The following is a 23,365-nucleotide window of genomic DNA, read 5'->3' on the forward strand; positions in this document are numbered from 1 at the left end:
CGGAGGGAATGTGTATGGACGTGCCAGATACCCTCATAACGAGTCTCTGGGAGTCCCTAAAAATGGGGGAGCTCGTCGTCATAGAACGAACCGACAGCAGGGACCAGTACTTCGGACTGTACCAGCTGCTCACCTGGGGAGAGGGCAAGGGGTATAAAATCATCGTGGTGGATGTCTTCGACTCCTTCCACCTCCTAAAGGCCAAAGCAAAGCTCACGGGCATAAACACGGAAATATTCGACAGAGTGGCTGTTATCAAAATCGGAGGAAAGATCCGAACGGGAAGGGTCGTTGGAACCATTGAGAACGTCTCCGAGCCCGCAATTCTGATAAAGAAGTTCAAGGAAGCCTACGAAAAGGCTTTGACCTCAGATGAGCCCATACTGACGATCGTCCTCGGGCTGGAGAAGCTCTTCATAGCCTCCGAGTTCTCATCAAAGAACGTCCAGGCCATAATCAGACTGATGTCCAAATACGTCGGGGATGAGAGACGGCTGGGGATCCACCTGGTGAAGACCAGCATCATAGACCCCAGCAAACAGTCCGTCATAAGCCTCCTGGAGGACATCGCGACCACTGTGATAAGGGTATCAAAGAAAGACAAGATCACCGAATTCCACGTGGTCAAATCAGTAAACCGCAGGCTGGAGGGAATGACCGTCAGGGTGTAAGGGAATCGCTGGCCTGCATATGCTGCCTCGCTTTTCTTCTTATTCTGTACATCTCCGGAATCGAATAGTAGCCGTATATGACCATGACCCTGCCCGCGATGATGAGGAGCACTCCGATGTAGACCAGAAGGAGCGGGAGCCCAAGCAGGATAAGGACGTATCCCCATATCACCGCGGGAACGCCCGAGGCGCGGTACAGGTAGTAGTTGGCGAGTATCTCGAAAAGATACGCCACCGCAAAGAGAAGCATGCCCGCCCTGAATGATCCCGCCAGAAGAACCACTGCCGCGGCCAGCGACGTCACGACGGCAAACACGACAAACCTGAATATTCTGTTCTCCCCGAAGACCTCCGCAAAGCCGTTCATCCCGAGGGCATACGCCCCAAACCCGAATAGAGAGACCAGAAAACCCAAGAAGCCCCCCAGCGAGCCCGGCCAATATCAGAACCACCTGACCTATGACGGCGTTCCTCGCGGCGTCCTCTATCATCATATCACCATTTAAAGTAGAAAAGCGGCCTTAAAAATATTTTGGAAATTGTTAAGAACAAGGAGTTAAAAACTTAGAGCTCCCTGAATCTAACCCTGAATCTCAAATCCCCGTCCATGGGGAACAGCAGGGTGTAGCTGACGCCCTGCTGGATGAAGTCCCATCCGGCTTCGCTCTGACTGAGGGTCTTTATCGGGTACTTCCAGACCCTCGCCTTCCTGTCAAGCTCTATCTCCACCTTTCCGATGCCGTAGGGATCGTTCACCTCAAAGCTCTTCGCCTCGAACTCCTCGGGCCTCTCCATGACGCTGTGGACGGCCAAGTTGATCTCGACGCCGAACATGGCCTTGGCATCACTCTTTACTGCGTAGTCAACGCTGAAGCCCTCCTCCTCCAGATGGAATGACTTTTCAACCCGTGCAGCCCTTCCAGAGACGGTTCCCTCGCGCCAGAGGGTGACGCCCCCATCGAAGGTTCTGTAATCGTACGCCCCCTTCACGAAGTCACCGAGCTCCAGGTATCTCGCAAGGCGGTACTCGTCTATATCCGTCTCCGGGTCGAGGAAGTGGTCCTGAAGGATCGCCCTTAGATAGCTGTCGTAGGCCAGTTCACGCCTTATCTCATCGGGAATCTTTTTGCCCAGCTCGTGTATGCTTGCAACTCCCTCGTCACCGCCCTCATCCGGGGTGGCCGCCTCGGGAACCTCGTGATAGTGTTCCCACCGCCTCGCGAGAACGTTGTTGTAGTTGACCGCCTTTTTCTTTGAACTCAGCTCGAAGAGCGCCCCACCGTAGGAGGGTTTAAACACTGCATAAAAGCGCTCGTTCTCCAGAAAGACCTCGTCATGTCCGTCGAAGTCTATGTCCCTCAAGAGGGTTCCAATCTTCACATAGCTGTTCGCCCGGATGAGGTTCTCCCAGACGGCCTTCCTGAGGTGGGGGAGATAGACACCCCCAAAGACGCCGTGCCAGTAGGCATCGTTGCACTGGGCCTTAAGAAGGAAGTGCCTGGCCTCCGGGTTTTCCCTCACCAGCCTGCTGACCATGAGCATCCTCTTGTGCATGTAGTTGCTCTCCGGGTACTTGAAGAAGAAGTTCTTCCAGATCCCGCCGCGGACGAAGACCCGGTATTTCTCAAACTTTCCATGCTGCTTCAGCGTCTCCACGAATTCGACGAAGAGTTTCGCCTGCTCCGCGGGCAGTGACCACTCACTCATCTCGAAGTAGGAAGCTATCGGAAGGTACACTATGCCCCTCGGCTTAAATCTCGAAAGATACTCGGAGTAGAGGGTTAGATTTATCCTCTCATCGCTTGAAATTCTATCAAAGAACTTCCTGAGCCAGCCTTTTTCATATACCCACTCGTGGGTTCCCGGCCAGACGCCGAACTTCTCGCCGTCATCGTGGAAAACGGCAACCTTGCTCTCGTCGCCGTCGTCGAGGGAGTGGAGGTACTCCACAGTCTTCTCAACCGGACGGAATGGTATGAGGTAGCGCAGCTTCTCGTCTATCGGAAAAACCGCTATTACTTCCCCACCATCCTCGGTATAGTACGGCCAGAAGAGCTTCTCCTTGGCCAAACCTGCGCTCATGAAGTGGTAATCGTCAACGATAACGTACTCTATACCGGCCTGGCGGAGGCTCTTGACCAGCTCGGGCTGCCACACGCGCTCGGTCAGCCAGACGCCCCTGGCCTCGTAGCCTAGCTTTTTGGCGAAGTCCTTCAGAAGTCTTATCTGCTCTATTCTGTCCTCCTTCGGGATCGCCGCCAGAACGGGTTCGTAAAAGCCGGCGACGACTATCTCAAGCTGCCCCTTCCGGACAAGGGAGCGGAGAAGGTCAACATACTCCGGACGGTTCTCCTCCAGCCACTCAAGGAGGGGACCGCTTATGTGAACCGCGACCTTCATGTTCGGGTAGTCTTCAAGTGTCTCCATGAATGGCCTGTAGGAGCGCTCGTAGGCACTCTCCAAGACCCAACCGAAGTTACCGAGAGGCTGATGGTTATGGATCCCGAATATGAAGTTCACCATGGCAACCACCCCTGTTATCACTACCGGTGATATGGAAAGAAAAGCATATAAACCTTTTTCTCCAAATATTCACTAACGGTGACTACCGTACACCCTTGGGGACTATACACCATCGGAGGTGTGTGGTGTGAGGAAAACCACGACGTTTGTATTGATAGCCATCCTTGTTCTCAGCCTGGTGCCTTTTGGCAGGTTTGCAAGTGCCCTCTACGGAACCAAGATCATAGACGGAAGCCTAAGCGACTGGACTTCCTCTGATCTCGTGGCCGTGGGTCAGGATACAGGACTCGCAGGGGCGAATCTTGACAGGCTCTACGTCTCGTGGGACGACCAGTACCTCTACATCGCGATAAAGACCAACAACACCGGAAGCTGGGACGTTGCCTACGGAATAGGAATAGACGTTGACCCCGGGACAGGAAACGGATACACCGGTTCGAGCGACTCCTGGGGCAGGCAGATAAACTTCAGCAACGGTTTTGCGGTTGATTACGAGATTTACTTCTGGTGGGGATGGAATACCGGAATGGGTACGGACAACTTCAACACATGGACAGGAGGCGGCTGGACATATAACAGCATAAGCGGTGTCGGAGGAAGCTTCGCTTACACCGGGGATACATCAGTTGGTCTCCAGACCATTGAGATAAAGATCCCCTGGTCTGCCCTCGGCGGAAAGCCCAACAAGATAGCGATAATGGCTTGGGTCACCGGAAGCGGCGGCTCTGCCGTTGACAGCCTCCCCGTGGATCCGGCCATAGACTACACCAACATTGGAAACGAATGGGGAGACACCGATGTGTTCACCACCCTAGCCGAGATATACGTCGGCACGAAGACCATCGACGGCGACCTGAGTGACTGGAGCGATGCAGACCTCATGGTGGCCGGAAGGGACAACGGGCAGGCTGGAGCGAATCTCGACAGGCTTTACGTCTCGTGGGACGACCAGTACCTCTACATCGCGATAAAGACCAACAACACCGGAAGCTGGGACGTTGCCTACGGAATAGGAATAGACGTTGACCCCGGGACAGGAAACGGTTATACCAGCGGTGGGGACTCGTGGGGAAGGAGTGTTGAGTTCTCCAACGGTTTTGCGGTTGATTACGAGATTTACTTCTGGTGGGGATGGAATACCGGAATGGGTACGGACAACTTCAACACATGGACAGGAGGCGGCTGGACATATAACAGCATAAGCGGTGTTGGGGGGAGCTTTGCCTACACGGGAGACACCTCCACCGGCCTCCAGACCGTGGAGATAAGGATACCGTGGAGCGCCCTCGGTGGCAAGCACTCCAGGTTCGCGGTTATGGCCTGGGTTACAGGTAGCAGCGGCTCTGCCGTTGACAGCCTCCCCGTGGATCCGGCCATAGACTACACCAACATTGGAAACGAATGGGGAGACACCGATGTGTTCACCAACATGCTCGTCTGCGAGTGGTTTTTGATGGCCGACCTCACGACGAGCGTCACGGGGCCGGGAGTCGTCGGCCTCAACAGAAACGCGGTTTACAACGTCACCGTCAGGAACGAGGGCTCCCTGCCTGCCCAGAACGCGAGCGTTAGGGTCTATATCGACGGCAACCTCTACACGAACTGGACGGTCGACCTCGGGCCGGGGGAGAGCAGGTGGTTCACCTTTACCTGGACTCCGAACGCCACCGGAACTTACACCATAAGGGCGGTCGTTGACGAGGACAACCTAATCCCCGAGGCCAACGAAAACAACAACGAGTTCACCATGGATGTCCAGGTTGTCTGGGTGGGCAACATAGACGTCGATGGAAATCCGGACGACTGGCTGGCGGCCACCCTCGCTCCAAACTCATACATCGTTCAGAACGGCTTCTTCATCTGGCGCGATGCCACAAACGACCAGAGGCACGACAAAGACCAGTACCTGCCGGGCGGAACTTCAGCCCACGCAGATCTGACGGAGGTCGGTGTCACCAAGGACGACCGCTACGTGTACTTCCTCTTCAAGTTCGCCAACATGAGCAACATAAAGATAGGCGACAACGGAGCGACCTTCATAGCCGTTCCGATAGACTACAAGGACGGTGGAGCCACGTGGTTTGCCGGTGAAATGGACACCAGCGGAGTCCTCCAGTGGGACATCCAGATGGCCGTAAACCTCGGCGGGAGCCAGTACACAGGTCAGACCTATGCCGTGGCCTCCGCCGGGACCAGCAAGACCTCCCTGCTGTACTTCGTAGATCCCTCCGGAAACATCGTCCAGGTCAACGGCGCACTCGTTGGGGTCAACCTCCGCAAGAATACCGTTGAGGTAAGAATCCCGCTGAGCGTCTTCGGAGGGGCCAAAGAGTTCAGCTTCCAGGTGGCTACCGGGTTTAGCTATGGCCCGGCCGTCTGGAACTTTGGAGACCCCTTCGCAAACGATGGAATAAGCGACATAGTGGACACCATCACCAAGGAGCCGAGCACCACGGCGGAGCTTTCAGACAACATTCCGGACTACTACGTCAAAATCAGGATGGAGAACATAATCGAGAGCGCGAACCTCGTCAGCGTCAAGATGCAGAGGCTCATCCAGTACCAGAACTCGTTCGTGATGCTCAACAGGTTCTACGGAATAAGGCACTTCGAGAAAGACTACGAGAACTACGACGCCCTCATGAAGGAGCTCAGCAACCTGCCGCTGACTGACGAAATGAAGGACCGCCTCAACAAGATCCAAGACGAGGTCATGGACCTCCTGAAGCTGTACAACGATGGAAAGGCGCTGATAGACCAGCCAAGCTATGCGTTCGGTGCTTCCCTCAAGATATACCGTGCCTACACCGGACTTAAGAAGATAGTCAGAGAGATGGAGGGCATGGTAGAAAAGGCGAAGAGCGGTGAGCTTGAGAAGGAGAAGCACATGCAGGAGCTAGCCAAGAACCTCACAAAGACCATAGACGGCAACCTGGACGACTGGGACGTCCAGCCCGTGGCCGTGGATGATACCGGTTTTGGCCAGGACGGTGCGAACCTCAAGGCCCTCTACGTTGACTACGACGACCAGTTCCTCTACATAGCCCTCACAACGGAGAACAAGGCCTCGTGGAGGGTGGCTTACGGCATAGCGATGGACTACAAGGATGGGGGCTACACCGCCGGAACCGACGCGTGGGGCAGAAAGATCGGCTTCAGCCAGGGTGTGGACGCAGAACTGTACTTCTTCTGGAACGGCGAGTTCTTCGGGGACAAGGGAACCAGCAACATAACCAGCGCACAGTTCGTCGTATGGGACGGCTCGGCATGGAAGTACGAGGAGCTCAAATGGGTGGGATTCTACGCCTACACCGGAGGGGCCGAGGACGGACTCCAGACACTTGAGATAGCCATCCCATGGGAGGCCCTCGGAGGAAAGCCGGAGAAGCTCAGTATTGTGGCATACGTGACGGGACAGGGTGCCGGCGATTCTGCCGTTGACAGCCTGCCGCTCCAGGATGCCGTCAAGGACAAAGCACCCGGCGAGGAGTGGGGCGACGAGGACACGTTTACCAAGTTCGCCACGGTCACCATAGAGTGACTTCCCTTGTTCTTTTCTACATATTTATACGCTCCATCGGGAAATGGAATGAAAGAATCAAGCCATGAAAAGCCCCGCTAGATACAGCACAACCGCTATCGCCAGCTGGTTTGAAAAGTTGTCGTCCAGCTGTTCTCGGGGATCCTTTCCCGGAGGGAGACCGTAGAACTCCACCAGCATGCCAGTCAGGGAACCGAGAACCGCCAGGAGGGGCCCCACAAGGGGCCAGAGAATCAGAAGTCCGGAGATGAAGTAGGAGAGGCTTCCCTCAAGGCTTTTACCGTTGCTGAACCTGTGCCTCCCGAAGGACTTGCCGACTATGGCGGCGAGGGCATCCCCAACCGTGGCGACTGTTATTGCACCCACGGCTATCTCGGGAGGGAAGAAGTACACCACTATGAATGCCGCCGCGGCAAAGTATATGTGGGCCGCCACGCGGTAGCGTTCGTGCTCCCTCGTTATCTCCCGTATCTGCTTCTCCAGAACCTCAACGCGTTCGATGACATCGCTGTCAACGTATATCTTGAGCCTCCTCTTGATGTTGTCCCTTAACTCCTCAATTATCCTGAAGGGTTCGAGCACGACGAAGAGGAAGAAGGCCACACCTATGAGGGTGAGGGTGACTTCCCTGCCAAATAAACCGTAGAAAAGGGGGACCACCAGCCCTGTGAGATGGAGGGATTTACGCTTCAGCTCGTTTTTCATGCTCACGTCTTATCACCTCCAAGGCCTCCGTGAGGTCTTTGACCACGTAATCAGCGTGCTTTGCCAGCCTCCCCTTGAAATACCCCCTGCGGACGAGTATCGTGGTTGCGCCTATCTCCTTCCCGCCACGCATATCCGTATCGTCCCTGTCTCCGACCATGTAGACCTCATCCTCGTGGGGAAAGAGCCGCCTCGCCAGGCGGAAGTTGTGGGGGTCGAGCTTGCTGTGCCCCGTCTCCCCGCTGATTACAAGTGCATCGAAGTAGTCCTTTATGCCGAGGTATTCAAGCTTCTTTCTCTGCCATCTTGTCGAGGAGTCCGTTATCAGGACCACCCTGGCACCAAGGGATTTCAGGCCCTCCAGAAAGGGAAGCGCATCCGGAAAGAGCCTCAGGTTCGAGAAAAAGACTCTGTCCACTAGCTCCTGGATCTGATCGAGCTCCTCGGGCGAGATGCCGGCGTACATCTTCCGGAGGAGCCTCTCAACGATTTTATCGAGGTCCATCATGTGGAGCTCCCTGGACTGCTCCAGCTCGCGGTAGCGGGCGGTGAGTATGTAAAAGAACGCCTTAAACTTCCTCCGTTTCAGCAGGAAAGGAATGAGGCGGAGTATCGTGTACTTCCCGGCCTCCCACGTATTGCACAGGGTATCGTCGAGGTCAACGAGCACAAGCATGTTGGAGAGTTTGACTCCCCGGCATTTAAACCCTTTGGGTTAAGTTTTAAAAGATGAGGAGAGAGTCTTCAACGTATGGACAAGGGGAGCCTGCTCATACTGACGGGCATGGGGATGATACTGCTCGGATTCTTGCTAGTCTTTATTGGAACCGCGGTATCGGCCCTCGGTGGCGATGGCGAAGTTGAAGGCGGCGGGGTCATAATGATAGGCCCCATACCGATAATCTTCGGGACGGGCAGGGGTGTGGGCATCGCAGTAATACTCGCAATAATACTGATGGCACTCTGGATAATAGGCGCCCTGCTGGCGAGGAGGGGATGACGTGGAATTCCTGCCCGCGCTGGCAATTCTGCTGGTCGTAGCAAAGAGCATTGAATGGCTCTTTGAGAGGGTCGGGATACACCCGATAATAGCCCACGTCCTCACAGGTGTTCTCCTGGGGCCTTTTGTACTGGGCGTTATTGAACCGACGGAGGAACTGGGGGTTCTGGCGGAGTTCGGGCTGATAATGATGATGCTCTACATGGGGCTCACCAGCAACTTCTCCGCGATAGCCCAGAACACCAAGAAGGCCGTTGTGGTTGCCAGCCTCGGAGTTGCGTTCTCGTTCATTTTCGGATTTCTCACCGTGATGTACTTCGGCAAGGGCACGACGGCGGCAATATTCATTGGAATAACCCTCGGAAACACGGCAATAGAGGTGACGAGCGGTGTACTGGCCAAGGAGCGGGTCAAGAGGGAGATCTCGTCCATTATCATGGGGGCGGCCTTCGCGGACGATATAATGGCGGTCTATCTCATAGGCATCATAACGGCCCTCGCCGGCGGCGGCCTTGATCCTGTCTCCTTTGGGATTCTGACCGTCAAGATATTCGCGTTCATAGCGGCCACACTGCTAATCTCGGAGTACGTTTTCAAGAGGGCGAGGTGGTTCTACTCAATCGTCAGAAACCTCAACGTCTTCTTCACCTTCACCCTTATCCTAACCTTTGCACTTGCAATCATAGCCGAGAAAGCCGGCCTCAACCAGATAATCGGAGCCTACCTTGCAGGCCTTACAATAAGCAGGCTGAGGGAAAGGAAAGACCCCCTCGTGGTCACCAGGATAAAGTTGAACGAGCTGATAGAGGACCTTCAGGTGGTTCTCACTGAGTTCTTCATACCCCTGTTCTTCATCTACGTCGGGCTCATGTTCAACCCCCCCACTGCGGGGATGAGCCTTGCCCTCATAGGGACACTCTATCTCTCCGCGGTTTTCGGAAAGCTCTTCGGATGCGGTCTGGGGAGCAAAATCTTCGGCCTCAGCTGGAGGGACTCAATACTCGTCGGCATAGGCATGGGCGGGAGGGGGAGCCTGGAGCTGGCCATACTGACCTTTGGCCTCAGCGCTGGCTTAATAGATCAGGTTCTCTTTGCCAGCTTCATAACAGTCTCGATGCTGACCGCGCTGACGACCCCCCTGTTCTTCAAGACCTACATCCAGAGGGCAAAAGCTTAAATCCCTCCCCGAGGAGTAGTGCCAGGCTGGTGAGAGGATGTTCCCGAGAAAAGGCGCGGGCGAAAAGGAGGTTCTGGAGGAGCTTGAGGAAAAAACGTCTTTAGATTTGACCTTTGACTCGGGGAGAATCCTTGGCTCGATGTGCACCTACCCTCACCCCTTTGCAGTTGAAATCGTCAGGAGGTACATAGACAGGAACCTCGGTGATCCCGGCCTCCACGTGGGGAGCCAGAGGGTCGAGGAGGAAGCCGTTGAGATGCTGTCGAACCTCCTGGGTCTGGAAAAGGGCTACGGGCACATAGTCTCCGGCGGCACCGAGGCCAACATCCTGGCGGTGCGGGCCTTCAGGAACATCGCCGGGACCGAGAACCCCGAGCTGATACTCCCAGAGAGCGCCCACTTCTCCTTCCTGAAGGCGAGCGAGATGCTCGGAGTCAAGCTCGTCTGGGCGGGGCTGAGGAAGGACTATTCGGTCGATGTTAAGGACGTCGAGGCTAAAATCACTGACAACACCATAGGGATCATCGGCATCGCCGGCACCACCGGGCTGGGCGTCGTCGACGACATCCCAGCTTTAAGTGACCTGGCCCTCGACTATGGCCTTCCGCTCCACGTGGATGCCGCCTTCGGGGGGTTCGTGATACCCTTCGCAAAGGAGCTCGGCTACGATCTCCCCGACTTTGACTTCAGGCTGAAGGGTGTGAAGAGCATAACCATAGACCCCCACAAGATGGGGATGGTGCCCATCCCGGCCGGGGGAATAATCTTCCGCGAAAAGAAATTCCTTGAGGCGATAAGTGTCCCCGCCCCCTACCTGGCCGGCGGAAAGGTGTGGCAGGCGACCATAACCGGAACGAGGCCGGGAGCAAGCGCTTTGGCCGTCTGGGCGATGATAAAGCACCTCGGGTTCGAAGGCTACAAGGAGGTCGTGGGGAAAGCGATGGGACTGAGCAGATGGTTCGCGGCCGAGTTGAAAAAAATCCCCGGAGTTTATCTCATCAGGGAGCCCGTTCTCAACATAGTGTCCTTTGGAACCGAAAACCTTGAGGAGGTTGAGGAGGAGCTGAAGAGGCGCGGCTGGGGCATAAGCGCCCACAGGGGCTACATAAGGATAGTCATGATGCCCCACGTGAAGAAGGAGCATCTGGAGAAGTTCTTGGAGGATCTGAGGGAGGTCGTGCGGGATTAATGTATTTAATATCGCGGTACTAAAACTCAGGTGAAGAGATTCTTCCGGCTGCTGGTCAAGTTACTTCGTGACCCCCTTGATATCCACGTGGACGAAGGCGACATCCACCTCGGGCAGATCCTCTATGCGCCGCTTCACCTCCTCGCTGATGTCGTGGGCTTCCCTCAGCGTGAGTTCCGGTGGAACCTCGATGTGGAGCTCAATATGGAGCTTGCTTCCAACGTAGTGCGCCCTTAAATCGTGGACTCCGAGGACGTTCGGGACGCTTAGGGCGGTCTTCTTTATCGTCTCACATACCTCAAAGGGCGGAGCCTGCCCGGTCAGGTAGCCGAGGTTCCTCAGGATTATATCCAGCGAGACCTTCACGAGGAACAGGGTCACAAAGAGACCCGCCAGGGAGTCGCCATAGCCAAACCCAAACCTCTGGGCGACAAGCCCCACGAGAACGGCCACGCTGCTCAGCGCGTCGCTCCTGTGATGGTACGCATCGGCTATGAGTATCTGGCTGTTGAGCTTTTTTCCGACGTGGACGGAATACCTGAACATGGCCTCTTTGGAGAGGATAGACAGAACCGTGACGCCCAGCATCAAGGAATTGACCTGGATAGTGCCCCCGTGGAGGATACGGTAGATGGCGTCCCTCCCTATCTCGTAGGCCACTATGAGAAGCGCTTCGCCTATTAAGAACGCCACCAGAGGCTCAAAACGGGAGTGGCCGAAGGGGTGACTCCTGTCCGGCGGTTTGGAGGATATCCTTATTCCGGCGTAGCCTATGACGCTTGTTATGACGTCGCTGAGGGAGTGGACTCCGTCCGAGATTAGGGCTATGCTTGAATACATGAGCCCCACGATGACCTTGATGAGCGAGAGCACCACGTTCCCAATTATGCTGACCCATATCGGCCTGTATATCTCCTCCACGGTATCACCACTATTTTGTGCATATGCACATAATATTTAAACCTTGCCGTCTCCCGTTCGGGTCTTTAACTTTATTAGGTTTTCCAATTTTGTTAGGCTAATCTAATTCAAGAGACATAAAAATAAGCGGAGCGGTCAGTCCGTCACTCCATCATCACGGGCCTCAGGCAAGGCTGAAGTCATCATCCCGGGGAAGGTAGTGGATGGGCCTTAAAAGGGTTGCTCAGCGATCACCTTTCCTTCCTCATCAATCGGTTCGCCCATCACTCATCATCGCAATAGGAATTCAAATAAATAACTTCTTAAACTTATACCACAGAGACAATCTACGACTTCAAACATGGAAATAAGCAGAAAACCGTTAAATTTTCCCTTTCAGTTTTAGGTTTTTGATGACCCGTTTCAACTTTTCACCCCCATGTTCCTTCCCATAATAACCAGGATCAACGTATTTTGGCTTTCTTTTTGCAAACTCTGAGCCCCCTTCAAAGATTTCCACCAGAGCTCTGCCATCCATGTCGTTTGGAATGGGTAGACCAAAGATATGGAGTATCGTCGGAGCAATATCAATTATCTCTGTAGGCCCAATCTCATGTCCTCTTTTAATCCCAGGACCATACGCAAGGAATATGCCATCCGTATGGTGGGTGCCAAAGGGGGAGGAAATTTTCTCAACCACTGGGGCATTTAAGTCCAATGATGTTGTTAAACTGTAACCTCTTTTTAACAGGAACACAATGTCCGGAGCTTCATTTAAATATGGGCCGGAATACACTTCCTCCTTTTTATAGACAGCTTCAATAATAGAATCTCCTGTTTCGGGATCTTTAAAGTCCAACAGCTTCGAGATTAGTTTCTCTTTGATTTTTTCATATTCTTCCTTATCTCGAACTTTTTCGCGATTAATTGATAGATATTGAGATGCCCCGGTAAACAAGATTCCGGGATAAACAGCACTTTCACCAAGGTCTATTTCTACAGAGGAAGGAGGGAGTTTTGATTTGATAGATACGGGGAGATATTTTCTTATCCACTCAAGTCGAAGTTTTCTTAGGAGTCTCAGAACAGAGGTTTGGGTAATTCCAAGCTTCGTTAAAATTGATCCTTTTGCACCTCCTATATGGACACTTTTCTTTTTAAGTTTAACATATCCCATTTCGTAGAGCCATTTGGTTATGTTAAAAGACTTTTTAAACTCACAAAAACCATGGTCGGACATTAAAATGACGATGGTGTTCCTCGGAACAGCCTCAAGTATAGTACTAAGACTTTTGTCTATTTCAGTATACACTCTGAGCAGTTTCTCTTTATTTTGAAACTGTTTGTGTTGAACTACATCCGTAGCTCTAAATAAAACAAAGAAAAAGTCCCAGGGATAATTTTTCATTAAATGTACAACTGCTTCTGTTCTCTTTTGTATTGTTTTTATAAGCTCACTTATGAAGTCTTCAGTATCCCATTTGGTTTTAACTACCTCAGGGTCAGGTTCTATAATGTATTCAAGTTTTTCCAGATCTTCTAGGATATCGGGGGGATATACATAGTCTTTAGCATCTGGTGGAGTGAGCATCCCGGAGACCATTATACCGTTAATCTTTTCAGGTGGATATGTAACGGGGTGATTGAGTACTATTGAGTTTTTACCTATGAAACTTAGATAATCCCATATCTTTTTTGATTTTATATCAGAGGACCTGACAATACGAACTTTCCCCGTTTTGTTATCAACTATTACAAAATTATAAATACCCAGTTTGGCGGGATTCTTACCGGTGGCAAATGAAGGCCATGCAGGGACAGTAACGGGAGGAAGAGTGCTCTTTAGGATCCCCCAAGAGCCTTCGTTGAGAAGCTTTTTGAAAGTTGGAAGTTTGCCCTCTTTCACAAAAGGAAGAATTACCTCCCATGTGGCTCCGTCAAGGCCTATTACAAGCACTTTAACGTTCTGTGGCATGTAATCACCTCAAAATTAATTGTCCATATATCTCGACGATTTCTTTGGCAATATGTTTGTTGTCAAATTTTTTTCTCCATTTAAGAACATTCTCGGATAATTGTTTTCTGAGACCATCGTCTGTTTTTAATTTTAAAATTGCGTCAGCAAGAGCTTGAGGATTTCCTGGAGGTATCAAAAAAGCATCTTTTGTGTGTTTTAGTATTTTAGGGGTGTATCCTACATTAGTAACAATGGAGGGCAAGCCCATGCAAAACGCCTCTTGAAGCGTGGTAGACCATATGTTCTCCACTGGAGATAGTGCAACAAAAATATCAGACATTGCATACCATACTTCCGTATCAGAACGGCCACCTATGATGTACAAGTTATTCAATCCATACCTATTTTTAAGCTCCAAGCAGTCTTTTCTAAGCTTTCCATCTCCGACCATTACAAAGGCTATGTCATCATATTCCTTTAATATTCTACTAGCCCCAGCAAATGTTAGGGGATCCTTATCCCAATCAATTCTCGCCAAAAATAAAACTACAAATCTGTCATCTATTCCCAGGGATCTCCTAAGATCATCAGCCTTTTTCTGAAGAGTAGAAGAAAAGGGATTAAATTTCTCTAAGGGGATACCTTTGTACAAAAACCTGATTTTGGATTTATAGTTTGGATATGAACCAATAATTAAATCAAATAACTCTTCATGGTGTGTTAAAATCAAATCTGCAGATTTTATTACATGCTCTAGCTTTTTTCTGAGAAATAAATTATCAAAGCTTTCAATGTAATTAGTTAGGGGAATTCTAACATCATTTCCATGAGCAGTAACAACAACAGGGATGTCAAATTTCTCTGCAAGTTTGACTCCAGCATACCCGCTCGGCCACGTGAAATGAGCATGAATGATATCAAACTCAAGCCCTTCGCGTTTTATAACCTTCAAAGCGGCTTTAAAGAAATTCCCCCCGAGTCTTCTTCTGAAATAATTAATCGGCAAATGGAAAAATCTTGGGAAGAACACCCTTACATTCTCGTATTCATAATCCCAAAGATTTCTGTTAACCCCTAAGGGCCGTGGTGATATGACATAGATCTCTTTGAAATAGTCTTTCAGGTGATCTACCTGCTCCTTGACAAATATGCCTCCATAGTGTGAGTTGTCCCGGTTGGGGTATGAGTTAGTGAGTATTAAAAGGCTTTTATTATATAGTTCTTCCATCCTATCTCCCAACAAAAGATACATAGCAGTCCTTAATAAAAGTTAGTCCTCTTCCAATCCAAAAGATATGCTTTCTTAATCGACTTTTTATTCCTCCCCCAGCCCCATTTGTTCCTTAACTCCCCAGGAGGTCTTATTTTTACGACATTATTAAGAGCCTCCTCAATATCACTACTCCTAATATCAACTGCTATCCCGCATCTGTAGATATTAACAAAGTCCTCCATCAATGTATCCTTATTAACTATCACAGGAACTCCAACCGCTATGCTTTCAAACATTTTGACAGCCAATGCCATTTTAATGTTGGCGGTCATCGGATAAACAGAGTAAATTACATCACAGAGAGAGTAATATTCCGAGACTTTTTCGTATGGAACATCTCCGGTAAATTTCACACTTATATCCGGATACTGTTTGGACACCACTTCCCGAATCTTGTCTTTAGAGGCACCACCCCCAACGAAAAGTAGTTTTAATGCTCTATTTTTTCTGGCAACTTCAAAAAGGGGAATGAAGTTGGAGATACTTCGTATGGTCCCAATATATCCCACAACGATTCCCTTATGCTTCTTTCGCTTTAATCGAGGGAAAAACCTTAGATCAGGAGTGTTCCATACCACGTATATCTTATCTGGTAGGGCACCATTCTTTACGAGAAACTCCTTAATCCCCCCATGTTTTCCGCCTATAGATTTACTTACGGTTATCACTGAATCGGACAGCTTGGCAAATAGGATTTCTGCCCTCCGGAGAATTTTTCTCAGGAGAGTATCTTTCTCCCGTTCTTCAAGTAGGGAAATGCGAGTATAATACAAATCGTGGATATCGTAAATAAATTTTGCCTTAAGAAGACGGGATAAAAAGAAAGCTAAAGGTGCCGTATCAAAATCGTTTGCATGGATGGCATAAATTCCCTCTCGATTGTTTACAATGTATTTAAAGGCCCTGAGGTAAAATAAGGGCAATTTAAATAGAAAATCCACAAACGAAGCGTATCTTGAGTTGAGCATTACCCTATAGACATTAATCCCCTCAACTGTTTCATAAGATGGATATTTTCCTTCTCGATCCCATGCCACTATAGATACATCAAAACCAAGTTCCACTAATGTTTTAGCCTCCTTGTACACACGCGGATCCGGTTTAAATGGATTAGTGAGTAGCATGAAGACTTTTTTTCTTCTCATTAGCATCACCTTTTTATTGAGTTTACACCCTATGTGGTATCAGGTGATAGAATAATGAAGGTTTCGGTCATTGGCTCGGGTTACGTGGGCCTCGTCACGGGGATAGGCTTCGTCAAGCTTGGGAATGAAGTCATTTTCGTGGACGTTGACGAAAGAAAAGTTAAAATGATAAACAACGCGAAACCCCCAATCTATGAGGAAGGCCTCGATGAACTCATGAAGGAATTTAAAGGAAAATACCGCGCGACCAGAGATTACCGCGATGCAATCCTCAACTCGGACGTGACCTTCATAGCCGTCGGGACACCCTCAAAGGAGGACGGCTCAATCGACCTCAAATACGTTAAAGAAGCGAGCAAATCAATTGGAGAAGCCCTCCAAGAGAAGGAAGACTATCATGTGGTTGTCATCAAGAGTACTGTCCTTCCGGGCACTACAGAAGGGATTGTAAAACCTATTCTCGAAGAGTATTCAAAGAAAAAAGCCTTCGAGGACTTTGGTCTGGCAATGAACCCTGAATTCCTGCGCGAGGGAGTAGCGTTGAAGGACTTTCTCAACCCAGACAGGATTGTAATAGGGGTCAAGGATGAAAAAACGAGAGGAATTCTTGACGAGCTTTATGCCCCGATTAACGCCCCAAAACTATTTACTGACATTACAACTGCTGAAATGATTAAGTATGCTTCAAACGCTTTCCTAGCGACAAAGATAAGCTTTGCGAACGAGATTGGGAACATCTGTAAGAAACTTGGAATCGACTCGTGGAAGGTCTTTGAGGGGGTGGGACTTGACCACAGAATCAGCCCGCACTTCTTCAGGACAGGCATCGGATGGGGCGGGTCGTGTTTCCCAAAGGATACAAAAGCATTAATCAGAAAAGCAGAAGAATTGGGAGAGGATCCCATAATCATTAAAGCCGCAGTCGAAGTTAATGAAAAACAACCGCTCAGGCTGATAGAACTTTTGAAGAAGCACGTCCCCAACCTAGATGGGAGAAAGATTGGGATACTTGGTCTAGCATTCAAGCCAAATACTGATGATGTCCGTGAGACGAGGGCTTACGTTGTTCTTAAAAAACTCCTCGAGGAGAGGGCTAAAGTCATCGTTTATGACCCCCAGGCCATGGAAAATTTCAAGCGCTTCTATCCCGACGTTGGGAAAAGAATCGAGTACTCTTACTCGCCTATAGATGTTCTAAGAGCCACTGACATTATCCTAATAGTCACCGAATGGCCAGAGTTTGAGAAACTAGACTACTCAGGGAAGATTGTAATCGATGGAAGGCGCGTTAGGGCTGCGGAGAGGACGGCAAGAGTTTACGAGGGGGTGTGCTGGTGAAGGTTAAGAAGGCGGTCATTCCCGCCGCTGGCCTGGGAACAAGGATGCTTCCAATAACCAAATCAATGCCCAAGGAGATGCTCCCGATAGTGGATAAACCGGTGATTCATTACGTCGTTGAGGAGGCCATCAGGGCCGGGATAGATGACATCTTGATAATAACTGGAAAAGGAAAGCGTGCCATAGAAGACTACTTCGACCGGAGCTTCGAGCTGGAATATTATCTTCAAGAGAAGGGCAAAGTTGGAGCGCTGAAGCAGGTCGAGGAAATAGGAGAGATGATAGACATCTACTACGTGAGGCAGAAAAAGCCTCTTGGCCTAGGCGATGCTATCCTTCATGCTGAAAAGCACGTGAACGACGAGCCCTTTGCAGTTCTACTAGGAGATGATATCATAATAAGCAACAAACCCGCGATAAGGCAACTGATTGAAGTCGCAGAAAAGAAGAACTCACCGGTTGTAGGGGTAGAACACGTCCCTCACGAGCTTGTTGGTAAATATGGAATCCTTGATGGGGAAAAGATTGGGAATGATCTCTACAGGATAAAGGACCTTGTGGAAAAACCCGCTCCGGAAGAAGCACCAAGCAACATCGCAATAATCGGTAGGTACGTTTTAACACCAGATGTGTTTGATGCTCTTAGAGAGATACCCCCCGGGAAAGGGGATGAAATACAACTTACCGATGCTCTCAGAACCCTTTTAAATGAGAAAGAGATGTTCGCAAGGATGATAGCGGGGAGGAGATATGATATTGGGAGTAAGGTGGGATTCATAAGGGCTAATATCGAATTAAGCCTCACAAGGAAAGAGCTACGGGATAAGATAATCAGACTCATGGAAAACATTCTCCAGGAGGTTCGGGATGAGTAGGCCTATCGTGTCAGTAATAATCCCAACGTACAACAGGGCAGCTTTGCTGAAAAGGGCAATATATAGCGTATTAAGGCAGAGTTTTGGTGATTTTGAACTGATAGTAGTCGATGATGCATCCCCAGACAACACACGGGAGGTTGTTGAGAGCATAGACGATGGGCGGATCAGATATATACGTCTCAAAAAGAATTCTGGAGGGCCAGTGGCGAGAAACACAGGCATTAAAAAAGCTAGGGGAAAGTTCATAGCCCTTCTGGACGATGATGACGAGTGGCTTCCGAACAGGCTTGAGCTTCAGGTAAAAAAGCTGGAGAGTCTCGATGAGGAGTTCGGGGTGGTTTACGGCGGCTTCTACTACATATCCCAGCAAGACGGACGGATACTTGGGAAGAGGTTGCCGCAGTTTCGGGGGGACGTTTACAGGCAATTTCTGAGGGAAAACTTCGTGGGAAGTCCAACTCTCCTCATAAGGCGTGAGTGTTTTAAAAAGGCGGGGCTCTTTGATCCCAAGCTCACAAGCTCCCAGGACTGGGATATGTGGCTCAGAATAGCTAAACACTACAAGTTCGACTATGTAGACGAGATAGTTGCAAAGTACTACGTGCACGGGAGGCAGATATCTTTCAACATGAAAAAATACATACCCGGGAGGGAAACATTCATTAGAAAACACAAAGACATATGGAAGAATTCCAAAGTTCTCAGCATACATTTAAGTCAAATGGGACTCATTCTCCTGATTGGGGGTGACCCACAAAAAGGGATACACTATCTGACCCGTTCAATATCGATTGCCCCGTTCAACATTGAAAACTATAAAAAACTGATGGGATTAGTGTTTGAGTCGCGTTCCATTGAGTACATTAAAAAGATACTTCATTTTAATACAGGTTAGCCGTTTATGATTCACGCATAACCCTTATATGATTATGCTTCATCTATCTCATCGGTGATTAAAGTGTCTGAAGAATTCGGAGAATACTTCGTCCATCCCCTGGCTGTTGTTGAGGAGGATGCTGAAATTGGCGAAGGAACCAGAATCTGGCACTTCGCCCATGTTCGAAAGGGCGCCAAAATAGGGAAAAACTGCAACATCGGAAAGGACGTTTATATTGACGTTGATGTCGAGATAGGCAACAACGTGAAAATCCAGAACGGCGTAAGCGTTTATCACGGCGTTAAAGTCGAGGACGACGTCTTCCTCGGCCCGCACATGACGTTCACCAACGACCTCTACCCGAGAGCATTCAACCAAGACTGGGAGGTTGTGCCCACCCTCGTCAAAAAAGGCGCCTCCATTGGAGCCCACGCTACCATCGTCTGCGGTGTAACAATAGGCGAGTACGCCATGGTTGGCGCTGGAGCAGTCGTCACCAAAGACGTCCCGCCCTTCGGCCTTGTCTACGGAAACCCGGCCCGCTTGAAAGGCTTCGTCTGCTACTGCGGAAGAAAGTTAAAAGAAAAAACCGGAGAAAAGGATGAACACGTGATATTCAAGTGCTCCCACTGCGGGAGGGAAGTTAAAATCAGGAAAGAGGATTATGAGCGTTATTTAAAGGAAAAAGACCTGTGAGGCGGTGGAAATGAGGAACATACCAATCGCCAAGCCCCTCATCGGGGATGAAGAGATAAACGCCGTCGTTGAAGTCTTAAAGAGCGGAATGCTGGCACACGGAAAGGAAGTTGAAGCCTTTGAAGAGGAATTCGCCCACTATCTCGGCGCCAAGTGCGGAATAGCGGTTGCCAATGGAACCGCAGCGCTGGACGTCGCCCTGAAAGCTCTCAAGATAGGGCCTGGTGATGAGGTGATAACAACCCCATTCACGTTCATTGCCTCAGCCACCTCGATCCTCTTCCAGGGCGCAAAGCCAGTTTTTGCCGACATCGACCCGAGAACTTACAACATTGATCCAAACGAAGTTCTTGAGAAGATAACGAACAGAACCAAGGCCATTCTGGTCGTCCACCTCTACGGCCAGCCAGCCAACATGAAGGTTCTCACAGAGATTGCCGAGGATTACAACCTCTACTTGATAGAGGACTGCGCTCAGGCTCACGGAGCGGAGTTCGAAGGACGGAAAGTGGGAACCTTTGGGCACATTGCAGCCTTCAGCTTCTACCCGACGAAGAACATGACGACTGGAGAGGGAGGAATGGTCGTTACGAACGATGACGAGCTCGCGAGGAGGGCCAGGCTCATCAGGAGCCACGGGCAGGCTGAAAAGTACCTCCACGTGGAGCTCGGCTACAACCTTAGGATGACGAATATGGCTGGAGCTCTTGGCAGGATTCAGCTGAAAAAGTTGGATGAATGGAACGGGATGAGAAATGAAAACGCGGAAAGGCTGAGCAATGGCATTAGGAGTATTAAAGGTCTAACTCCGCCCTACGTTGATCCCAGGGTTTACCACGTCTTCCACCAGTACGTTGTCCGCATCGAGGATGACTTCCCAATGAGCAGGGATGAGCTAATGACAAAGCTCCGTGAAAGGGGTATTGGAACTGCTGTTCACTACCCAATGCCCGTCCATCATCAGCCCCTCTTCCAGAAGCTCGGATATGAGAAAGACTGCTGTCCAAACGCAATAGAGGCTAGCAAAAAAGTCCTGAGCCTGCCGGTGCACCCAGCGGTGAGCGATGAAGACATTGCGTACATACTGGAAACCCTCAATGAGCTCGCCTCTTAACTCCCTTATTTCGGTGATGAAAATGCTCAGGGTTGGAGTTGTCGGCGTTGGCATGATGGGGCAACATCACGTTAGGGTCTACTCCGAGCTGGCAAAGGAAGGGAGGGTTGAGCTCGTCGGAATAGCCGACGCAAACTTTGAGAGAGCTAAAGAGGTTGCCAAAAAATTCGATACAATTCCGTACTCTGACTACCGGGAGCTCGCCAAGGCAGGCCTTGATGCAGTTAGCATAGCGGTTCCCACTTCCATCCACAAACAAGTGGCCCTGGAGTTCATTGAAAGGGGCACCCACGTGTTAGTGGAAAAGCCGATAGCGGATAACATTGAAAACGCCCGGGCAATAATCAAGGCGGCTGAGAGAGAAGGCATAATCCTCATGGTGGGACATATAGAGCGCTTTAATCCGGCTGTTCTAAAACTTAAGGAGCTGATCTCCCAGGGAGAACTCGGAAAGCTGGTCACAATAAGCGCCAAACGTGTTGGCCCAATGGCAGCCAGAATAAGAGACGTGGGCATAATAATAGACCTTGGGGTTCATGATATAGACATCATAAGCTATCTTTTTGGTGAACCCGTCAGAACCGTCTATGCAAGGGCAAAAAACGTGGTTCATCCTGCAGGTGTCGAAGACCATGCCCTCATAACACTCGGATTCGAAGATGGAAGCGGTATAGTAGAGACCAACTGGCTGACACCCCACAAGACCAGAACCCTCACTGTCGTTGGGACAGGAGGGATAGCTTATCTAGATTACATTGAGCAGAGTCTCAAACTCTATAACAGCGCATGGATAAAAGAAGCCAAAATTCTGAAAAGAGAACCATTGAGAAATGAATTGAAGCATTTTGTGGAATGTATCAAGAAAGGAAAGCGCCCAATAGTCGACGGCGAAGCCGGAATCCATGCCCTTCAGGTTGCCCTCCTCGCTCAGGAAAGCGCAAGAACCGGCCAGGTTTTGGAGGTGGAAGGGTGAAGCTCATCGGATTAAATAGGGAGGAAGTTAAAGCCGCCCTCAAAAACGGAAAGGTCACAATAGCCGTCTACGGGATGGGCAAGATGGGCCTCCCTCTGGCCGCAGTCTTTGCAGAGCATGGAGCCAAGGTAATCGGAGTCGACATCAACGAGAAAGTCGTTGAAATGATCAACCGCGGAGAGAACCATGTTAAGGAAGAACCCGGACTGGATGAGCTCGTAAGAAGAAACGTTGAAGCTGGGCGCTTAAAAGCCACCGATGATGGCGTCTGGGCGGCCAAACAGGCTGACGTCATGGTAATCCTTGTCCCAACACTGACAGACGAGAGGGGCAATCTCAAGCTTGACCCGGTTTATGACGTCGCTGAGAAAATTTCCCGGGGTCTCAAGAAGGGAGACATAGTCATCACCGAAGCCACCATGCCCCCTGGGACAACGGAAAGTCTGATCCAAATCCTCGAAAAGTCAGGCTTGAAACTCGGCGAGTTCGGCCTCGCCCACGCTCCGGAGAGAACGATGACCGGAACTGCCATTAGGGACATCACAGGCCAGTATCCCAAGATCGTTGGCGCGAGCGATGAGAGGACACTGGAAGCAGTTATCGGCATCTACGAGACCATAAACAGAAAGGGTGTTATCCCCATGAGCTCGATAAAGGCCGCCGAGGCCGTTAAGGTCTTCGAGGGTGTTTATAGGGACGTCAACATCGCCCTCGCCAATGAGCTCGCCATGTGGTGCGAGGAACACGGGTTAGATGCCCTCGAAGTCTTTCAGGCGGCCAATACACAGCCCTACTGCCACCTGCACATGCCAGGAGCAGGTGTTGGCGGCCACTGCATTCCAGTTTACCCGTGGTTCGTGATAAACCTCGCGAAAAAGACCAACCCACGCCTTATCAAGACTGCAAGGGAAATCAACGACTCAATGCCGCACCACGTTGTCGAGCTGACTGGGAAGGCCCTTAACGAGGTTGGCAGGCCACTAAAGGGAAGCAACGTTCTCGTACTCGGTCTGACTTTTAGGGGTGGTGTCAGGGAATTCATGAAGGCGGCGGCAAAGCCAATAATTGAGGAGCTCAAGGAGTGGGGGGCCAGAGTTTACGCCTACGACCCACTCTGCACGAGGGAAGATGCAGAGCGCTTTGGCGCCGAGTGGAAGGAGGACTTCAAGGGGATTGATGCGGTTGTTATAACAGCCGACCACGAGGAATTCAAGGAGCTGGACCTCGGAAAACTAGCCAAGGAAATGCGTAACAGGGTTATAGTGGACGGAAGGAATGTTCTTAAGCCCAGAGAGGCCCGAAAACATGGGTTCGTGTATCTAAGAGTAGGCAGAACACAATAGGACCATCTTCTTTTTTCAGTTTGATACCTCAAGAAGAGTACATTTTTAAACCCCCATAGAAAAGT

Annotated in this window: 20 protein-coding genes; 12 read left to right on the forward strand and 8 right to left on the reverse strand. The window is 50.4% G+C overall.

The window, feature by feature from the left end; translation table 11 throughout:
• Positions 1-14: 14 nt before the first annotated feature.
• Positions 15-671: a DUF257 family protein gene (locus ACZ5M3_RS04925; protein WP_464840540.1), complete on the forward strand. Its 657-nt coding sequence runs from the start codon at positions 15-17 to the stop codon at positions 669-671.
• Here the strand turns inward: ACZ5M3_RS04925 and ACZ5M3_RS04930 are convergent.
• Complete coding sequence (locus tag ACZ5M3_RS04930; RefSeq protein ID WP_464840541.1) at positions 661-1,086, reverse strand: hypothetical protein; 426 nt, start codon at positions 1,084-1,086, stop codon at positions 661-663. The two genes, ACZ5M3_RS04925 and ACZ5M3_RS04930, sit on opposite strands and share 11 nt — an antisense overlap.
• 149 nt (positions 1,087-1,235) lie before the next feature.
• Positions 1,236-3,194: an alpha-amylase/4-alpha-glucanotransferase domain-containing protein gene (locus ACZ5M3_RS04935; protein ID WP_464840730.1), complete on the reverse strand. Its 1,959-nt coding sequence runs from the start codon at positions 3,192-3,194 to the stop codon at positions 1,236-1,238.
• Between the two features lie 127 nt (positions 3,195-3,321).
• Between ACZ5M3_RS04935 and ACZ5M3_RS04940 the strand changes: the two genes are divergently transcribed.
• Positions 3,322-6,735, forward strand: a complete 3,414-nt coding sequence (locus ACZ5M3_RS04940; RefSeq protein ID WP_464840542.1) for a CARDB domain-containing protein — start codon at positions 3,322-3,324, stop codon at positions 6,733-6,735.
• A 57-nt stretch (positions 6,736-6,792) separates the two neighbouring features.
• Here ACZ5M3_RS04940 and ACZ5M3_RS04945 read toward each other — a convergent pair whose 3' ends face one another.
• Together ACZ5M3_RS04945 and ACZ5M3_RS04950 are read right to left on the reverse strand one after the other, a co-directional pair.
• Complete coding sequence (locus tag ACZ5M3_RS04945; protein WP_464840543.1) at positions 6,793-7,446, reverse strand: diacylglycerol/polyprenol kinase family protein; 654 nt, start codon at positions 7,444-7,446, stop codon at positions 6,793-6,795.
• The gene (locus tag ACZ5M3_RS04950) at positions 7,418-8,116 is read right to left on the reverse strand and encodes an HAD family hydrolase (RefSeq protein ID WP_464840544.1); all 699 of its coding nucleotides are present in this window, start codon (positions 8,114-8,116) and stop codon (positions 7,418-7,420) included. Before ACZ5M3_RS04950 ends, ACZ5M3_RS04945 begins: the two co-directional genes overlap by 29 nt.
• A 75-nt stretch (positions 8,117-8,191) precedes the next feature.
• Between ACZ5M3_RS04950 and ACZ5M3_RS04955 the strand changes: the two genes are divergently transcribed.
• The 3 genes from ACZ5M3_RS04955 to mfnA are packed head-to-tail and all read left to right on the forward strand — an operon-like array spanning position 8,192 to position 10,806.
• Entirely contained in the window at positions 8,192-8,440 is a 249-nt protein-coding gene (locus tag ACZ5M3_RS04955) for a TIGR00304 family membrane protein (protein ID WP_464840545.1), read from the forward strand.
• A gap of 1 nt (position 8,441) precedes the next feature.
• Complete coding sequence (locus ACZ5M3_RS04960; RefSeq protein WP_464840546.1) at positions 8,442-9,617, forward strand: cation:proton antiporter; 1,176 nt, start codon at positions 8,442-8,444, stop codon at positions 9,615-9,617.
• A gap of 37 nt (positions 9,618-9,654) precedes the next feature.
• Positions 9,655-10,806 (forward strand): tyrosine decarboxylase MfnA, encoded by a 1,152-nt coding sequence (mfnA, locus tag ACZ5M3_RS04965; RefSeq protein WP_464840547.1) that lies wholly within the window; start codon positions 9,655-9,657, stop codon positions 10,804-10,806.
• Positions 10,807-10,866: 60 nt separating this feature from the next.
• Here the strand turns inward: mfnA and ACZ5M3_RS04970 are convergent, their stop codons facing one another.
• The 4 genes from ACZ5M3_RS04970 to ACZ5M3_RS04985 all read right to left on the reverse strand — a co-directional run bounded on the left by ACZ5M3_RS04970 (position 10,867) and on the right by ACZ5M3_RS04985 (position 16,087).
• Positions 10,867-11,727, reverse strand: a complete 861-nt coding sequence (locus ACZ5M3_RS04970) for a cation diffusion facilitator family transporter (protein ID WP_464840548.1) — start codon at positions 11,725-11,727, stop codon at positions 10,867-10,869.
• Positions 11,728-12,088: 361 nt separating this feature from the next.
• Positions 12,089-13,681 (reverse strand): alkaline phosphatase family protein, encoded by a 1,593-nt coding sequence (locus ACZ5M3_RS04975; RefSeq protein WP_464840549.1) that lies wholly within the window; start codon positions 13,679-13,681, stop codon positions 12,089-12,091.
• Between the two features lie 4 nt (positions 13,682-13,685).
• A complete protein-coding gene (locus ACZ5M3_RS04980) occupies positions 13,686-14,903 on the reverse strand; it encodes a glycosyltransferase family 4 protein (protein WP_464840550.1) in 1,218 nt (405 codons plus the stop codon).
• Positions 14,904-14,923: 20 nt separating this feature from the next.
• A complete protein-coding gene (locus ACZ5M3_RS04985; protein WP_464840551.1) occupies positions 14,924-16,087 on the reverse strand; it encodes a glycosyltransferase family 4 protein in 1,164 nt (387 codons plus the stop codon).
• A gap of 48 nt (positions 16,088-16,135) precedes the next feature.
• Here ACZ5M3_RS04985 and ACZ5M3_RS04990 point away from each other — a divergent pair, with 48 nt between their 5' ends.
• The 7 genes from ACZ5M3_RS04990 to ACZ5M3_RS05020 all read left to right on the forward strand — a co-directional run bounded on the left by ACZ5M3_RS04990 (position 16,136) and on the right by ACZ5M3_RS05020 (position 23,300).
• Positions 16,136-17,419: a UDP-glucose dehydrogenase family protein gene (locus ACZ5M3_RS04990; RefSeq protein ID WP_464840552.1), complete on the forward strand. Its 1,284-nt coding sequence runs from the start codon at positions 16,136-16,138 to the stop codon at positions 17,417-17,419.
• Positions 17,416-18,294, forward strand: coding sequence for a UTP--glucose-1-phosphate uridylyltransferase GalU (galU, locus tag ACZ5M3_RS04995; protein WP_464840553.1), 879 nt, complete (start codon positions 17,416-17,418; stop codon positions 18,292-18,294). The genes ACZ5M3_RS04990 and galU overlap by 4 nt, the downstream gene beginning before the upstream one ends.
• On the forward strand, positions 18,287-19,192 hold the full coding sequence (locus tag ACZ5M3_RS05000; protein WP_464840554.1) for a glycosyltransferase family 2 protein: 906 nt from the start codon (positions 18,287-18,289) through the stop codon (positions 19,190-19,192). Before galU ends, ACZ5M3_RS05000 begins: the two co-directional genes overlap by 8 nt.
• Positions 19,193-19,255: 63 nt before the next feature.
• Positions 19,256-19,870: an acyltransferase gene (locus ACZ5M3_RS05005; RefSeq protein WP_464840732.1), complete on the forward strand. Its 615-nt coding sequence runs from the start codon at positions 19,256-19,258 to the stop codon at positions 19,868-19,870.
• Between the two features lie 10 nt (positions 19,871-19,880).
• The gene (locus tag ACZ5M3_RS05010) at positions 19,881-20,984 is read left to right on the forward strand and encodes a DegT/DnrJ/EryC1/StrS family aminotransferase (protein WP_464840555.1); all 1,104 of its coding nucleotides are present in this window, start codon (positions 19,881-19,883) and stop codon (positions 20,982-20,984) included.
• Positions 20,985-21,006: 22 nt separating this feature from the next.
• Positions 21,007-21,957 carry a UDP-N-acetylglucosamine 3-dehydrogenase gene (locus ACZ5M3_RS05015; protein ID WP_464840734.1) on the forward strand — a complete coding sequence of 317 codons (951 nt, stop codon included), beginning with the start codon at positions 21,007-21,009 and terminating at the stop codon, positions 21,955-21,957.
• Positions 21,954-23,300, forward strand: coding sequence for a nucleotide sugar dehydrogenase (locus ACZ5M3_RS05020; RefSeq protein ID WP_464840556.1), 1,347 nt, complete (start codon positions 21,954-21,956; stop codon positions 23,298-23,300). The genes ACZ5M3_RS05015 and ACZ5M3_RS05020 overlap by 4 nt, the downstream gene beginning before the upstream one ends.
• Positions 23,301-23,365: the final 65 nt, after the last annotated feature.

The sequence above is a fragment of the Thermococcus coalescens genome (assembly GCF_055392585.1).

Bases quoted from the DNA above. Each gene is read 5' to 3' on its own strand.
- ACZ5M3_RS04925 (WP_464840540.1), top strand. From the start codon at position 15: ATGGACGTGCCAGATACCCTCATAACGAGTCTCTGGGAGTCCCTAAAA.
- ACZ5M3_RS04935 (WP_464840730.1), bottom strand. From the start codon at position 3,194: ATGGTGAACTTCATATTCGGGATCCATAACCATCAGCCTCTCGGTAAC.
- ACZ5M3_RS04950 (WP_464840544.1), bottom strand. From the start codon at position 8,116: ATGCTTGTGCTCGTTGACCTCGACGATACCCTGTGCAATACGTGGGAG.
- ACZ5M3_RS04955 (WP_464840545.1), top strand. From the start codon at position 8,192: ATGGACAAGGGGAGCCTGCTCATACTGACGGGCATGGGGATGATACTG.
- mfnA (WP_464840547.1), top strand. From the start codon at position 9,655: ATGTTCCCGAGAAAAGGCGCGGGCGAAAAGGAGGTTCTGGAGGAGCTT.
- ACZ5M3_RS04975 (WP_464840549.1), bottom strand. From the start codon at position 13,681: ATGCCACAGAACGTTAAAGTGCTTGTAATAGGCCTTGACGGAGCCACA.
- ACZ5M3_RS04985 (WP_464840551.1), bottom strand. From the start codon at position 16,087: ATGCTAATGAGAAGAAAAAAAGTCTTCATGCTACTCACTAATCCATTT.
- ACZ5M3_RS04990 (WP_464840552.1), top strand. From the start codon at position 16,136: ATGAAGGTTTCGGTCATTGGCTCGGGTTACGTGGGCCTCGTCACGGGG.
- ACZ5M3_RS05000 (WP_464840554.1), top strand. From the start codon at position 18,287: ATGAGTAGGCCTATCGTGTCAGTAATAATCCCAACGTACAACAGGGCA.
- ACZ5M3_RS05010 (WP_464840555.1), top strand. From the start codon at position 19,881: ATGAGGAACATACCAATCGCCAAGCCCCTCATCGGGGATGAAGAGATA.
- ACZ5M3_RS05015 (WP_464840734.1), top strand. From the start codon at position 21,007: ATGCTCAGGGTTGGAGTTGTCGGCGTTGGCATGATGGGGCAACATCAC.